Annotated in this window: 11 protein-coding genes; 7 read left to right on the top strand and 4 right to left on the bottom strand. The window is 63.3% G+C overall.

Features of this window, described 5'->3' with window-relative positions; translation table 11 throughout:
• Positions 1–136: 136 nt before the first annotated feature.
• The 7 genes from FOC40_RS03530 to FOC40_RS03500 all read left to right on the top strand — a co-directional run bounded on the left by FOC40_RS03530 (position 137) and on the right by FOC40_RS03500 (position 7,598).
• Positions 137–1,519: an endonuclease/exonuclease/phosphatase family protein gene (locus tag FOC40_RS03530; protein ID WP_131240530.1), complete on the top strand. Its 1,383-nt coding sequence runs from the start codon at positions 137–139 to the stop codon at positions 1,517–1,519.
• Between the two features lie 211 nt (positions 1,520–1,730).
• Positions 1,731–2,036 (top strand): AbrB/MazE/SpoVT family DNA-binding domain-containing protein, encoded by a 306-nt coding sequence (locus tag FOC40_RS03525; protein WP_003795488.1) that lies wholly within the window; start codon positions 1,731–1,733, stop codon positions 2,034–2,036.
• Positions 2,037–2,066: 30 nt separating this feature from the next.
• On the top strand, positions 2,067–2,990 hold the full coding sequence (locus tag FOC40_RS03520) for an ABC transporter ATP-binding protein (RefSeq protein WP_003795489.1): 924 nt from the start codon (positions 2,067–2,069) through the stop codon (positions 2,988–2,990).
• Between the two features lie 3 nt (positions 2,991–2,993).
• Entirely contained in the window at positions 2,994–3,743 is a 750-nt protein-coding gene (locus FOC40_RS03515; RefSeq protein WP_003795490.1) for an ABC transporter permease, read from the top strand.
• A gap of 144 nt (positions 3,744–3,887) precedes the next feature.
• Positions 3,888–4,319 (top strand): hypothetical protein, encoded by a 432-nt coding sequence (locus FOC40_RS03510; RefSeq protein WP_039929408.1) that lies wholly within the window; start codon positions 3,888–3,890, stop codon positions 4,317–4,319.
• Between the two features lie 301 nt (positions 4,320–4,620).
• Positions 4,621–6,960 (top strand): hypothetical protein, encoded by a 2,340-nt coding sequence (locus FOC40_RS03505; protein WP_131240532.1) that lies wholly within the window; start codon positions 4,621–4,623, stop codon positions 6,958–6,960.
• A gap of 17 nt (positions 6,961–6,977) precedes the next feature.
• On the top strand, positions 6,978–7,598 hold the full coding sequence (locus FOC40_RS03500; protein ID WP_003795494.1) for a toll/interleukin-1 receptor domain-containing protein: 621 nt from the start codon (positions 6,978–6,980) through the stop codon (positions 7,596–7,598).
• 106 nt (positions 7,599–7,704) lie between these two features.
• Here FOC40_RS03500 and pgi read toward each other — a convergent pair whose 3' ends face one another.
• From pgi to FOC40_RS03480, 4 genes are all read right to left on the bottom strand, one after another.
• Complete coding sequence (gene pgi / locus FOC40_RS03495; protein WP_003795496.1) at positions 7,705–9,384, bottom strand: glucose-6-phosphate isomerase; 1,680 nt, start codon at positions 9,382–9,384, stop codon at positions 7,705–7,707.
• A 150-nt stretch (positions 9,385–9,534) separates the two neighbouring features.
• Entirely contained in the window at positions 9,535–11,790 is a 2,256-nt protein-coding gene (locus FOC40_RS03490; protein ID WP_003795499.1) for a 6-phosphofructokinase, read from the bottom strand.
• A gap of 172 nt (positions 11,791–11,962) precedes the next feature.
• Positions 11,963–13,294 (bottom strand): dicarboxylate/amino acid:cation symporter, encoded by a 1,332-nt coding sequence (locus FOC40_RS03485; protein WP_003795505.1) that lies wholly within the window; start codon positions 13,292–13,294, stop codon positions 11,963–11,965.
• 168 nt (positions 13,295–13,462) lie between these two features.
• Positions 13,463–13,753 (bottom strand): hypothetical protein, encoded by a 291-nt coding sequence (locus FOC40_RS03480; RefSeq protein ID WP_003795507.1) that lies wholly within the window; start codon positions 13,751–13,753, stop codon positions 13,463–13,465.
• Positions 13,754–13,884 lie beyond the last annotated feature (131 nt).

The raw sequence follows: 13,884 nt of genomic DNA, 5'->3' as shown, positions 1-13,884 counted from the left end.
CTGCATCGACTAGCAGTCGCGTCGTTCAGGCTACCCGCCCTTCTCCTCCCACTACTACCGCATCCTTGTTTGTTGCCCACCCGGGGATCTACCATCTGTCGTACACATCCCAACGGTGATGAAGGAGATTTTGGCAATGAAGCCCCTCTCGGCAGCCACCGCGGCGTGCCTTCCCCTATCCCTGTGCCTACTGGCGGCAGCCCCCGCGCTCGCCGATCCCCCACGGTCGTCGACAACCGATGTCCTCACGGTGGCCACCTTCAACGCTAGCCTTAACCGAGACGCCCCGGGTCAGCTTCTCGACGACCTGGCCACGGCAGACAACGCCCAGGCATCGAACGTCGCAGAGACCATCCAGCGGGTGAACCCAGACATCATTTTGATCAACGAGTTCGACTACGACGCCACCGCGGCCGCGGTTGACCTCTTTCGCACGAACTACCTCGAAATCCCACACAACGGCTCCCGGCCCGTGTCCTACCCCTACTCATGGTCGGGTTCGGTAAACACGGGCATCCCCAGCGGCTTCGACCTGGACGGGGACGGAAGCACCTCCGGACCCTCCGACGCCTGGGGATTCGGCAAGTTCCCAGGCCAGTACGGATTCGTCGTCTACTCCAAGTACCCGATCAAGGACGAGCAGGTTCGTACCTTCCAGCACTTCCTATGGAAGGACATGCCAGGCGCTCTCCTGCCCACCAACAGCGACGGCACCGGCTGGTACTCCGACGAGGTACTCGACAGCTTCCCCCTGTCTTCGAAGACTCACGCGGACCTGCCGGTCGATGTTGATGGCACGACAATCCACGTGCTGGCGGCGCACACAACGCCCCCGTCATTCGACGGAGCCGAGCAGCGTAACAAGAAGCGGAACTTCGACGAGATCCGGCTGTGGGCGGACTACGTCTCGAACCGAGCCGACTACCTGTACGACGACAACGGAGTGCGGGGAGGTCTGAGCGCGGATGCCAACTTCGTGATCCTCGGGGACTACAACTCGGACCCCCTTGACGGGGACTCCTACCCGGGCGCCATCGATCAGCTGCTGACAAACTCCCGAGTGGCGGACACGGCGCCGACCTCGCTGGGAGGCCAGCGCGAAGCCGAGCTTCAGGGAGGAGCAAACCTGACGCACAGGACGGAGCCCAAGTACGATACCGGCGACTTTAACGACACTCCACGGCCGGGGAACCTGCGCATTGACTACGTCCTGCCAAACACCGGGACCCAGGTCGAGGACGCGGGGGTGTTCTGGCCGACGCGCGAGGACGAGGCTTTCCGTTTGACCGGTCTGTATCCGTTTCCGACCTCGGACCACCGCTTGGTGTGGTCCAAGCTGCGTTTTCCGCGCTCTTTTGCACCGAGTGAGCCGAGCCCGAGCGCGAGCCACCCCGAGACGCCTCCCCCTTCGGGCGAGGGGCCCAGGCTCGCGAACTCGGGGGCACACTCGGGTCTTCTTGGCCTCGTCGTGGCTGCGGGAGTAGGAGGGGCCCTTCTCCTGGCCAGGCACCGTGCCTAACTGAGAAGCCGGGCATAGTCCGCGCTTGCTGACGCCTTGGGACAACGGTTAGCGCCCCAAGGCGTCAGCTGCATGCCCAGAGAGCTCACACAACCGCATTGAGCATGGCCTAGATCACAATTCAATACTCACACGAGAATCTCTCCGAGGCAGATAATACATGTATACGTGTTTTGCATGCTATATCTGACATGACGGAGAGGACACACACATGACACCACGCAACCCCGCGCACTACGGACCCGGAGGTCGCGGATTCTTCGGAACCGTCACCGTGGGAACTCGAGGACAGGTCTCGATCCCCGCCCAGGCTCGCAAGTCCCTCGGACTCGAACCCGGCGACCAGCTGGTCGTCCTCACCGACCCATCCCAAGGCCTCGCCCTCATCCCACTATCGGTTCTCGTCTCCCAACACGCGGACACGAACCCCATCGCGGCTCTCGTACGCAACACCATGGCGGGCACCATGCCCCCCGAGGCGGACAGCGGCCCCGCAGACGCAGCCCCCGCCTCGTGACACCTGTCAACAGCATCTTCAGAAGAAGTCATGACAACCCCAGCTATCCGCGCGACGGATGTCACCAAGCGCTACGGCGACCTCACCGCCGTAAACGGCGTATCACTGGAGGTCCACCCCGGCGAGATCTTCGGAATCATCGGCCCCAACGGGGCAGGCAAGACGACGTTCATGGAATGCCTTGAGGGCCTACGCCGCCCCACGAGCGGCACCATCGACGTCCTGGGGGAGGATCCCTCCCGTCCCTCCACACGATGGCGAGAAAGGATCGGCGTCCAGCTACAGACAGCAGCCCTGCCCCCCAAGATCACCGTCAACGAGGCGATGGCACTCTTCGCCTCCATGTACTCCAACCCCGCCGACCCAGCTCAACTCCTTAACGAGCTCGGCATCGCAGCCAAGGGGCGTTCCTACGTGGACAAGCTCTCGGGCGGACAGCGCCAACGAGTCTTCATCGCTCTCGCCCTCTTGGGCAAGCCCGAGGTCGTGTTCCTCGACGAGCTGACCACAGCCCTCGACCCGCAGGCGAGACTGGCCATGTGGGTTGTCGTGCGCTCCATCCGACAGGGCGGAGCCACCGTGGTCATGACCACCCACTACATGGAAGAGGCCGAGGCCCTGTGCGACCGCGTCGCCGTCATCGATGCCGGCCGCCTCATCGCACTCGACACGGTGCCCGGCCTCATTGCTTCCATCGCGAAGGGCACGAAGGTACAGCTGCGCACCTCCCAGCAGCTCACCCGCGGCATCGTCGACGAGATCGACGGCATCAGCGACGTGATGATCGCCGGGACCTCCGTCTCGATGCTGTGGTCGGGCAGCGGCATCCCCCAGGCTGCCATCGCAGCCATCGAGGCCACGGGCCTCACCGTGACAGACATCCGCACCAGCTCCCCCGGCCTCGAGGACGTGTTCCTCGCACTCACCGGCCGCAACATGCGTCAGGAGGCGTGAGCCATGCGCACCTTCATTCAACTGTGCCGCGTCACCGCGATGCGCGCACTGCGAGAACCCGTCAGCGTCATCTTCACGCTTCTGTTCGCCCCCGCCTTCATCGGGTGCATGGGCCTCATCTTCGGCAACAACCCGTTACCCGAGTTCGGAGGAAAAGGATTCCTCGAGGCAAACTTCACCGCTTTCCCCGGGATCGTCATCGCGATCAGCGCGCTCATCATCGTCCCCGTCGACCTCGTGACCCAGCGGGGGGCGGGCGTACTGCGCCGCTTTCGCGCCACCCCACTCAACCCGGCCCTCTACCTGGCCGCCGACGTTGTCTCCCGTTTGACACTCGGCCTCGTATCCTTCGCCGCCATGTACGCCATCGCCGTACTCGGCTTCGGGGTACGCCCAGCATCAGCCGGAGCGTTCATCTCCACACTCGCGGCTACTATGCTCGGTCTAGCGGCTTTCCTGGCAGCGGGCTACCTCATCGCCGGGCGGTTCCGCAACGTCGGTGCGGCTCAGGGGCTAGGAAACATCCTCATGTACCCACTCATCTTCACCTCGGGCGCCGCGGTTCCCCTGGCGATGCTCCCTCCCAGTATCCTCTCCATCACGAAGTACTCGCCGATGACGCAACTCACCTATCTCACACGAGGCCTGTGGGATGGCGAGGGATGGGGCGAGCACTGGATAGCCGCTCTCATTCTCCTTGTGTTCGGCACCGTCTGCGCCGCCGCAGCGGCGCGTTTCTTCCGCTGGGAATAATGCATGAGTTCTCAGTCGCACCGAGACAACGTGAGGGGTGCCGACCCGGCCGCTCAACCGGAAGTCCGAGCGAGCGGCTTGGTGCGCGCAGCCTGCTGGACAGCCTTCATCAGCGCCCTTCTACCGGTGGTGTGGAGGATCGCGATGCTCTGCGGAGCTGACCTCGGTTTCTCCCAGGCAGATTTCTTCAGATCCAACGCCTCGGCCACCGCCTACATCCTGGGCCTCGAGGCCATCCAGGCCCTCGCTGGAACCCTGTGCCTCGGACTCATCTACCCCTGGGGCGAGCGCGTTCCCCGATGGTGTCCCCTTCTCGGATCGAGACGGATCCCCACGTTCTTACCCCTAGTGCTCGGAGGGATCGGAAACGCCCTGCTCTACCGCATCAGCGCCACCCTGATCATCAGGTTCGGCTCCATCTGGCTGGGCCTTACCGACGGCAGGACCCCCGCGGACGGCATGAACGGCTGGCAGGTGGCCATCCTGGTCGCGGCCTACGCCCCGATGCTGCTCCTGTGGGCTCCCGCCCTCACGATCGGCCTGATCGGCTACTGGCGTCGGCGCACAACCCGATAATGCATAGGGGGCTGTGCCACACACGGCACGGTGCCGAAGTGGTACTCAGGCGAGAATACTTCGTGCGATTCTCGCGGTAGTACTCGATGAGAGCTCGAGTCCACTGATCCTGGGCATCCGCACGCACTTCCATCACGCACACTCCGCGACAGTTCAACAAGTGACACGACAACATAAAGCCCCTGAATGACGGTCTACAGCAGCTTGTCAACCAATGATTGCGGGCCTAGACTGAGACAGTATGACGGACAGCATACCCGCCCCTGCGTTAGTGCATGAACTCGCCGCCCCCTCCCCAACGGTGCTCGATATCTACGTCGTCTGGCATCCTCACGACCGGGCAGGTAAAGCCGTATTCGACGAACTGGTCACCCACTACCACTCGGAGCGTTTCTCGGGACTAGCTGGCAGCGCAATTGAGGTTTTCTCTCGGTCCTTGCCCCTGACCCCCGAGAACGAGACCCCCTGCCCCATTGTGACGCGCGACGGACAAGTCGATAACGGGATCGACAGCAAGATCATTTCTGAACGGCGCGCACCAGAGAACACCACTTCTCCATTCACGGTCATCATTCCAGTCATCGGCCGCCACATGATCAGAGCTTCACACCGCGACAACAGCGAGTGGGCTTCGTACCTGAAGAGTCTGTGCACGGTTCGCGACAACGCATTAGCATCTCACTCGCCCAGTCTCCTCGTTTTCCCAATCATCGACACAAAGGGGCTCAATACGTCCGTAGGCGTCATCAGCTCCCTCACGAGTCGGCAGGGACTGGTCCTTAATGACAACGCCTACGCTCCGCGGGCACTGACTCGCGATATCGGACAAGCCATCATCCAACGTCTTCTCTGGAAGCAGGCGGGAATGCTGTCCCCATCAGAAAGTCCACGCCTCCGAGTATTCATCTCGCATGCCCGTGGCGACATCCCCGCTACTGACCTCACGGGCACCACTCCACGAGGCGTCGTCGCGAAGGTGAAGGCACTCGCCGAACAGACTCGCCTGGACACTTTTTTCGACGTGTACGACATTCAAGCGGACAGTGAGTGGGATTCCTCAATACGCGAACGAGCCCGTACGAGTGCGCTCCTCATGGTGCGCACGGATAGCTACTCGAGCCGCGAGTGGACACAATGGGAAGTGTTTGAGGCAAAACAAGCGGGCATGCCCATCGTCTGCCTCTCAGCGCTCAGCGCCGGAGAGTCGCGCGGGTCCTTCCTGCTCGATCACGTCCCGACGGTCGCGTATCCGCAGATTATTGAAGGGCAGAACCCCACAGAGGGAAATCAGACAGCAGATGCTACTGACAACGCCATCATCTCTGCTCTGAATCGTCTCGTCGACGAGACCCTCAAATTTGCCCTCTGGCGCTGCCAGGAAATCCCCGCAGCAGTGTACGCTGCCACCAATAGTACAACCGAACCCAAATCCGCGAATCACCCCGGCTTCGATAGTGCACCCCCTTCCCCGCCCGAGCCCACCATCCTGCTGAAGTTCATCCAGGAGCACCGGGACAAGTTTAAAGACGATCATCACCTGTGGCTCATCCACCCCGATCCACCGCTTCTTCCCGCTGAGCAAGAGTTCTTGGTCGCCCTCTGTGAGCAGGCAGGTTACGACAATGGGCAGGTGCATTTGTTGACACCGCGCTCATTCTTCGCTGCAGGTGGCACGTTTGGCCGCTGTGAACCCACTTTAACAACCCCGATCCTCTCGCGAGATCGCCCGCTCATAGGCAAGAAACTCGGAATCTCAATGGCCTTGTCTGAAGATCTGGACCGCATTGGCCTGAGCCCCACACATCTTGAGAGCGCAGTCGCTGAGGTAGCACAAATGGTGCTGATCGGCGGGGGAAGCATCCTCTACGCCGGCGCTCCGGGGACACACGTTCCAGATCTAACAAACGCGATCATGGATACCGTCGCAAGCTACACCACGTCCATGAAGGCCTACGCACGCCACAGCACCACTCCTTCGCAGGTAGAGTGCCTCCTCCACTACGATAAAATGTTTAGTCTCACCGTCCCGCATGTCGTTCTGCGAGACACGGCCTCCATCGAGAGACTCGACCGCGCAGCCAATCATTTCGCTCCATACGCATCGATCAGCGTCCTCGACAAAGAGGGCAACATGAACGACGACCTCAAGGCTTTCAACCCCTGGGAAGGGACAGCAGAAGACACCAAGCGCGCACTGACGCGCATCAGGGAGGCTCTCCCCCGTTTCTGCAACGCTCGCCTGTTGATCGGCGGAAAGACTCTACGGCAGTCGCCGGAAAACCCGAACGGATACATTGGCGACTATCCGGGAATCATCGAGGAAGCACTGTATACGCTTCGGAAAGGTCAGCCGCTGTTTGTCGCGGGAGGATTCGGTGGTGCGGCTGCTCTTCTGGCACGCGAACTCGGCCTCGGGCTCGATCTGCCAGTTCCGGACGCAGCCCTGACGGAGATGAGACAGTGCACGAGCTATCGGAACGCAATCAAGGAGATCAAAGAGAGTTTTGATCCGTCGCGCACCGGGCTGTCCGAGGATGACCTACGGCTCCTCGCAACCACGCAGCGAGCATCCGAGCTTGGCACCTTGCTCGCAAAGGGGCTCGCTTCGTCACCTGCGCACTGCCACAACGCGGACCACTGACACCGTCGGGAGAGCACATGCAAGCGTTCCTGAGCTACCACGAAGACGAACAAGGCGACGCCTACGCGTCGGCTCTTCAAGGCGAACTGAGAATCCTGGGCATCGACGCAACCATGGCCAGACACTCAATCCGTCCAGGCGCAGATTGGGCATTGACGATCCGCAAACACCTTGAAGCTAGTTCTGCTCTCCTATGCATCGGCACGACTGGCTACACGAAGAGCGCGTGGTGCCAACAGGAGATTGGATGGGCAATCGGACGGAATCTACCGGTCCTGTGGATACGGTATGACGGCGAGGAAAGATCCGTTGGCTTCCTCGCGGCCCGGCAGGACCTCGAGGTTCTCGACACCGAATCCTCAGAACGGACTGCACAGATGGTGGCTTCTTGGCTGTTATCTGAGACTCAGACACGGGAAGAAACAAAGACATCGCTTCTTGATGCGTTGGTGCATTCCTCCTCGTTCCGAAACACGCGATGCATTGCCAACGTCATCGCGTCTCTCGGTGCGCTCAGCGATGAGGAGTGGTGCCGAATCGAACAAGCCTCTGCGGAAAATCCCCAAGTCGCTAATGCGATGCATTACAAAATCCCCATAGTGACCTGGTTGAGAAAGAAAGTACGCGCGTCGACATAGCATCACGGATACTTTACTAAGTTCGCGCCGTTTCTCTTTTCCCCAAATACTCGTCGGGGGGGCCGTGCCACACACGGCACGGCCCCCGAGTATCGCTCAGGCGAGACTACTTCGTGCGATTCTCGCGGTAGTACTCGATGAGAGCTTGAGTCGACTGATCCTGCGCCTCCAAGGCCTCGCGCGAACCCTCGATTGCGGGCAGGATCTGCTTGGCCAAGACCTTGCCAAGCTCGACGCCCCACTGGTCGAAAGAGTCGATACCCCACACGGCACCCTCAACGAAGGTGATGTGCTCGTACAGGGCGATCAGCTGGCCCAGGACCGAAGGGGTCAGGGACGGGGCCATGATCGACGTCGTGGGACGGTTGCCGGTGAACACGCGGGCGGAGACGATGGCCTCGGGCGTGCCCTCGGCGCGCACCTCCTCGCTGGTCTTACCGAAGGCCAGGGCCTTGGTCTGGGCGAAGAAGTTCGACAGGAACAGCTCGTGCATGTCGGCGTCGCCATCGCCCAGCGCCCACGTCGGGTTCGCAAACGCGATGAAGTCGGCGGGGACCATGCGGGTGCCCTGGTGGATCAGCTGGTAGAAGGCGTGCTGGCCGTTGGTGCCGGGCTCTCCCCAGAAGACCTCGCCGGTCTCGTAGGTGACGGGGCTGCCGTCGCGGCGCACGGACTTGCCGTTGGACTCCATGGTCAGCTGCTGCAGGTACGCGGGGAAGCGGTGCAGGTACTGGGAGTAGGGCAGGACGGCGTGCGTGTCGGCGCCCAGGAAGTTCGAGTACCACACGTTGAGCAGGCCCATCAGCAGGGGCACGTTCTTCTCGGGCGCGGCCTCGGCGAAGTGGCGGTCCATCGCGTGAAAGCCGGCAAGGAAGTCAGCGAAGCCCTCGGGGCCAATCGCGACGGCCAGGGAGGTACCCACCGCGGAATCTACGGAGTAGCGGCCGCCTACCCAGCTCCAGAAGCCGAAGGCGTTGGCGGGGTCGATGCCGAACTCGGCGACATTGTCCAGGGCGGTGGACACGGCGACGAAGTGCTTGGCGATGGCTTCCTTCTCGGAGGCCTCGTCGGTGACGATGCCGCGCTCACGCAGGCCGTCGAGCAGCCAGGCGCGCACGACCTTGGCGTTCGTGATGGTCTCGAGCGTCGTGAAGGTCTTGGACGCGACGATCACGAGGGTCGTCTCGGGGTCCAGGTCCTTCGTGGTCTCGCCCGCGTCGGTGGGGTCAATGTTGGAGATGAAGCGGCACTCCAGGCCCTCCTGCACGTAGGGCTTGAGGGCCTCGTACGCCATGACGGGGCCCAGGTCGGAGCCACCGATGCCGACGTTGACGACGGTCTTGACGGGCTTGCCGGTGATGCCGACCCATTCGCCGGAGCGGACGCGGCGAGCGAAGGCGTAGACCTTCTCCAGGACCTCGTGCACGTCGGCGATCACGTCCTGGCCGCCGACCGTCAGGGAGTCAGTCGCGGGGCGGCGCAGCGCGGTGTGCAGGACGGCGCGATCCTCGGTGACGTTGATGTGCTCGCCCGCGTACATGCGGTCGCGCAGCTCCAGGACGCCGGTCTGCTCAGCGAGGGCGAGGAGGTGGCCCACCAGCGTGGGGCACACGAGGTTCTTCGACAGGTCGACGTGCAGGTCGGCAGCGTCGAAGGTGAAAGTCTGGGTGCGGTTGGGGTCGTCCGCGAACAGCTTGCGCAGGTCGGGATCGAAGTTGTCGGCCAGCTGGTCGAGCGTGTCCCACGCGGGGGTCATCGTCGGGTCGATCACGGGGATATCACTCATGGGGTCTCCTGACAGTAGAGATTGGTTCGCACTTTAGTTTAGCGGGGTCTGCTCCCCTGGTCACCCTCGTTTCTCGCTTCTGAAACGACGAGGCCGTGGCCCGCAAGTGCTCACGGAACCACGGCCTCGTACGGCGTCGGGAGACCCCGGTCAGGCGACAGGATCGTCAATAGGGATCGGAGTCGCCTCGATGCCCGGGTTCTGCAGCGACACGATGCGCTGGACGGGAACGAGGTCACGCCACCACTGGACGAAGGGGCGACGATTCTCAATGTCGAGGTCGTCGAACATGTTCTTGACCGGGCGTGCCTCGACGGCGTTGCCGACCTGGCCGATGTAGTAGGCGCCGCGGTCGCCGCGCTCGAACTGGTCGAGGAGCTGCTCGAAGGCGCGCGCCACGAGGCGCGTGGCGAGCAGGCGGTCGTACGGCGAGGGTGAGCCGCCCTGCTGCATGTGACCGAGGGCCTGGTGACGCACGTCGTAGATCCCCTCGGACTCGGCGTTGAACACGTCGGCCAGGAACTCGCGGTCGTAGTACTGGGACGCCGACTCGTTGAGCAGCGTGAGGAACAGACGTCGGCCCGACTTGAAGGAGGCGACCATCCGATCAGCGTCCGCGGCGATCTGCTCGAGGGAGGGGGACTCCTCGTTGATGTACATGTACTCCGCGCCGCTCGACAGGGCGCTCATGAGGGTGAGGTAGCCGCAGCGGCGCCCCATCGTCTCGGCGATGAAGCAGCGCTTGGAGGCCGCCGCGCTCTCCTTGATGCGGTCGATCGCCCACGTCGCGTTGTTGATCGCCGTGTCCGTGCCGATCGCGAGCTCGCAGCCCGGCAGGTTGTTGTCGATCGAGGCGGGGATGAGCAGCATCGGGATCTGGAACGCCGGGTAGCGGTCCTTCTCCGACGTGATCGCGTGGACGCCCAGGTAGGCGTTCATGCCGCCGATGACGAGCAGCGCGTCGATCTCGTTTCGCTCGATGGCGCGACCCAGCGCGTAGAATTGCTCGACCGGCGGAACGTCACGCTTCGTCCCGAGCTCTGCGCCGCCCTTGAAAGCCCAGCCTTCCACGTCGGACCAGCTCAGTTCACGCACGCGGTCGTCCGCCAGGCCGCTCCACGAGCCGTCGACGCCGAGCATCGTCCAGCCGCGCGCGATACCCAGGCGCACGGCCACGCGAGCCGCCGTGTTCATGCCGGGGGCCAGACCGCCCGCGTGCAGGATCGCGACGCGCTTGATCTCGCCCGTCGGCTCAGGGGTGAGCTGCGGGGGCGTGGACAGAATCTGGTTGATGCCCACCATCGACGAGAAGGACGAGCCGCGCGAGGCCTGGGCCGCCGTATAGTCGCCGGCCGCGATGAGGTCCTTGACCGCGCGCGTGTCATGCACGGCCTTCATGAGGGGGATGCGGGTGATGCGATTGCGACGCACACCCAGAATGACGGGCTCATCCTCAGCCGAGGACGCCAGGATCTCCTGGACGGCCGCGTAGCCCAGCAGCGTGGACATCCAACGGTCGTAGGCCGAGGGGGTGCCGCCGCGCTGCACGTGGCCGAGGATCGTCACGCGCGCGTCCTCACCCGTGCGCTCCTGGATCGTGTCGGCGATCAGCTGAGTCGACAGCTCGTTGCCATCGCGATCATGCGCGCCCTCAGCCACCAGGACAATGGACTCGCGGCGACCAGCCTCGCGGCCGAGGCGCAGGTGCTCCGCCAGCTCGTCCTGCCAACCCGGGCCCGCCGGATCCTCGGGCGTAAACACGTAGTCGGCGCCGCCCGCAACAGCAGCCATGAGGGGCAGGTAACCGCAGTGGCGGCCCATGACCTCGACGACAAACGTGCGCTGGTGCGAGGCCGCCGTACTGGTCAGCTGGTCGATGGCGTCCAGGATGCGATGCAGCGCAGTGTCGGCGCCGATCGTCATATCCGTGCCCACCAAGTCGTTGTCGATCGAGCCGACGAGACCGACGATGATGAGAGCCGGGTGCTCGGCGGCGGTCTCGGGCGAAATCACGCCCTCGGCAGCCAGCTCGGCGACGTGCTGAGCCCACTCGCCGCGGAACTCGTTCGTACCCGACAGGGAGCCGTCGCCACCGATCACGACGAGGTGATCGATGCCGTGCTCGAGCAGGTTCGCGGCCGCGCGGTGGCGGCCCTCGTAAGTGCGGAAGTCAGCGCTTCGAGCCGTGCCAATCACCGTGCCGCCTTCGGCCAGGATCGAGGACACGTCCGACCACTCCATCTTCTTAATGGAATCGCCACCCACGCAGGCACCCTGCCAGCCTTCATAGATCGCGTAGGGCTGCGCGCCACGCGCCAGCGCCGTACGCACGACGGCTCGAACAGCCGCGTTCATTCCCTGGGCGTCACCGCCCGACGTGAGGACACCAATACGAACTGTGCTCATTTTTCTGCCATCTTTCGTTGACCGAGCGGGCCGTCAGGCCCAGTGTGCCTATCATTCCCTATTCTACGTGACCTGCGCCTCCGCTACTAGGGCCTTACTCCCATTTACCGAGGAAACGACAAGCGCGCGCCCGCCGAAGCCGGCGGGCGCGCGCTCACACAGTCACTGGAGACTAGGCGACAGTTTCGCTGCTATTGCGGGCGGAAGACTCGGCCAGTTCCTCGGGGCTGACAACGCCCTCGACGGAGACGCGGTCCAGGTAGGCCATACCGTCAAACGCCAGCTCGCGAGCGTTCTCCGGGTCGCCCTCGGTGCCGATCGAGCCGTGGGCCATGCGGTCCACAACGAGCGCGATCGCGCCGTCGCCCGTCACGTTGGTGGCGGTACCGAAGGAGTCCAGGGCGATGTAGGTGGCGATCATGAGCGCTACCTGGGCGTCGTTGAAGCCCAGCATGGAGCTCAGCAGGCCGGTGGCCGCCATGATGGCGCCGCCGGGCACGCCGGGGGCGGCGACCATGGTGATGCCCAGCATGAAGATGAAGCCGACCCACTGCAGGGAGCTCACCGTCAGGCCCTGGGTCAGGACAATAGCGAACGCGAAGGAGAAGATCTTCGAGGTCGAGCCAGCCAGGTGGATCGTCGCGCACAGCGGAATCGTGAAGGACGCGACCGCGTCGGACACGCCGTTCTTCTTCGTCTGACGCAGGGTCACCGGAATGGTGGCCGCGGACGAGGAGGTGCCCAGAGCCGTCAGGTAGGCCGGCATCATCGTGAGGAGGGCCTTGAAGGGGTTACGACGCGCAACGAGGCCCGCGAAGCAGAACTGGGTCAGCAGGATGATGACCTCGAGGACCAGAACCACGATGACCACGCGCACCAGCGTCCGGATGACCGAAGCGGCCTCGCCCGTGTAGGTCAGGTTCAGGAAGATGCCGAAAATGTGCAGCGGCAGCAGCGGAATGATGATCGTCTCGATGAGACGGGTAATGATGGCGCGGAACTCGATGAAGCCCTTACGCAGCACGCCGCGCGGGACCATCGACAGGCCCAGGCCCACCACGAAGGACAGGAGCAGCGCCGTCATCACCTGCAGCGGCGCAGGCATCTCGATCGTGAAGTAGGACTCGAGGGCACTGCCCGGCTCAGCCACATCCGCCAGCTGGGTGGAAGCGAGGAGGCGCGGGAACAGGGACGCGCACACCAGGTAGGTGAGGAAGCCCGAGAAGAGCGTCGACGCGTAGGCGATCGCCGTCGTGATGCCCAGCCACTTGCCCGCGCCTCGGCCCAGGTCCGCGATAGCGGGGGTCACGAGGCCGATGATGATCAGCGGGATAGAGAAGGACAGGAACTGGCTGAAGATCGCCGAGAAGGTCGCAAAAATACGCCCGATCTCGACGGGAACCAGGTGGTCGCCGCCAATACGGACGGATCCGAGGACGGTCGCGAGGATGATCGCAGCGATCACCCACACGAGGATTCCGGATTTACGCAGGAACTCGCGCATGTGTTTCACCTTGACAATTAGGGATGATGGGGCGCTCATAGCATGCACGAGCTTTACGAATTCTTGAAGCGATAACCAGGATTCGGGATAGATGCGGCAAAAATCACGGAAGAAATGTCGTGCTCGCGCAGGCCTGCCACCGCTCGCAACACCACTGTTCCCAGGGGTTTAGCGCACCGCCAGGGTGGAGACGTAGGGGGCGAACCACCAAATAATCGCGGCGAGAATCACGTACACCGCGACATCCATCAGACGAGCTCGCGACGCAAACCAGGGCCGTCCCGGCATCCACAAACGCAGAGCACCCATGCCAACGAGGACAGCGACCATGAGAAGGACCGCGCGATGGCGATGATCGCTCACGGCCAGCGCAATCACGCCGAGAACGCCGAGCGCACTCAGGGCAGCGCCAAGCCACGCACCCACTCGTGCGCGCGCGGTCTTTTCCTCCTCATTCACGCCCCTACCCTATCGCACGAGCGCTCGTCATCGTGCGCGCGCTCATCTGCGTCCCACCAAGCCAACCACAGCCTCGTCTTTTCAAAAGAATAGGAATAAGGGGCATGCGGGTTTAGTATTGGTCCAAAGGT

Origin of the sequence: Schaalia odontolytica, from assembly GCF_009730335.1 — a bacterium.
GTDB classification, from domain to species: Bacteria; Actinomycetota; Actinomycetes; order Actinomycetales; family Actinomycetaceae; genus Pauljensenia; species Pauljensenia dentiphila.
The sequence above is the reverse complement of the archived record's forward strand: the minus strand, read 5'-3'. Positions and strand labels throughout refer to the sequence as shown.

What these genes read in the sequence shown, in the direction of transcription:
- FOC40_RS03525 (WP_003795488.1), top strand. Translation starts at nt 1,731, where the DNA reads ATGACACCACGCAACCCCGCGCACTACGGACCCGGAGGTCGCGGATTC.
- FOC40_RS03530 (WP_131240530.1), top strand. Translation starts at nt 137, where the DNA reads ATGAAGCCCCTCTCGGCAGCCACCGCGGCGTGCCTTCCCCTATCCCTG.
- FOC40_RS03515 (WP_003795490.1), top strand. Translation starts at nt 2,994, where the DNA reads ATGCGCACCTTCATTCAACTGTGCCGCGTCACCGCGATGCGCGCACTG.
- FOC40_RS03485 (WP_003795505.1), bottom strand. Translation starts at nt 13,294, where the DNA reads ATGCGCGAGTTCCTGCGTAAATCCGGAATCCTCGTGTGGGTGATCGCT.
- pgi (WP_003795496.1), bottom strand. Translation starts at nt 9,384, where the DNA reads ATGAGTGATATCCCCGTGATCGACCCGACGATGACCCCCGCGTGGGAC.
- FOC40_RS03520 (WP_003795489.1), top strand. Translation starts at nt 2,067, where the DNA reads ATGACAACCCCAGCTATCCGCGCGACGGATGTCACCAAGCGCTACGGC.
- FOC40_RS03490 (WP_003795499.1), bottom strand. Translation starts at nt 11,790, where the DNA reads ATGAGCACAGTTCGTATTGGTGTCCTCACGTCGGGCGGTGACGCCCAG.
- FOC40_RS03500 (WP_003795494.1), top strand. Translation starts at nt 6,978, where the DNA reads ATGCAAGCGTTCCTGAGCTACCACGAAGACGAACAAGGCGACGCCTAC.
- FOC40_RS03510 (WP_039929408.1), top strand. Translation starts at nt 3,888, where the DNA reads ATGCTCTGCGGAGCTGACCTCGGTTTCTCCCAGGCAGATTTCTTCAGA.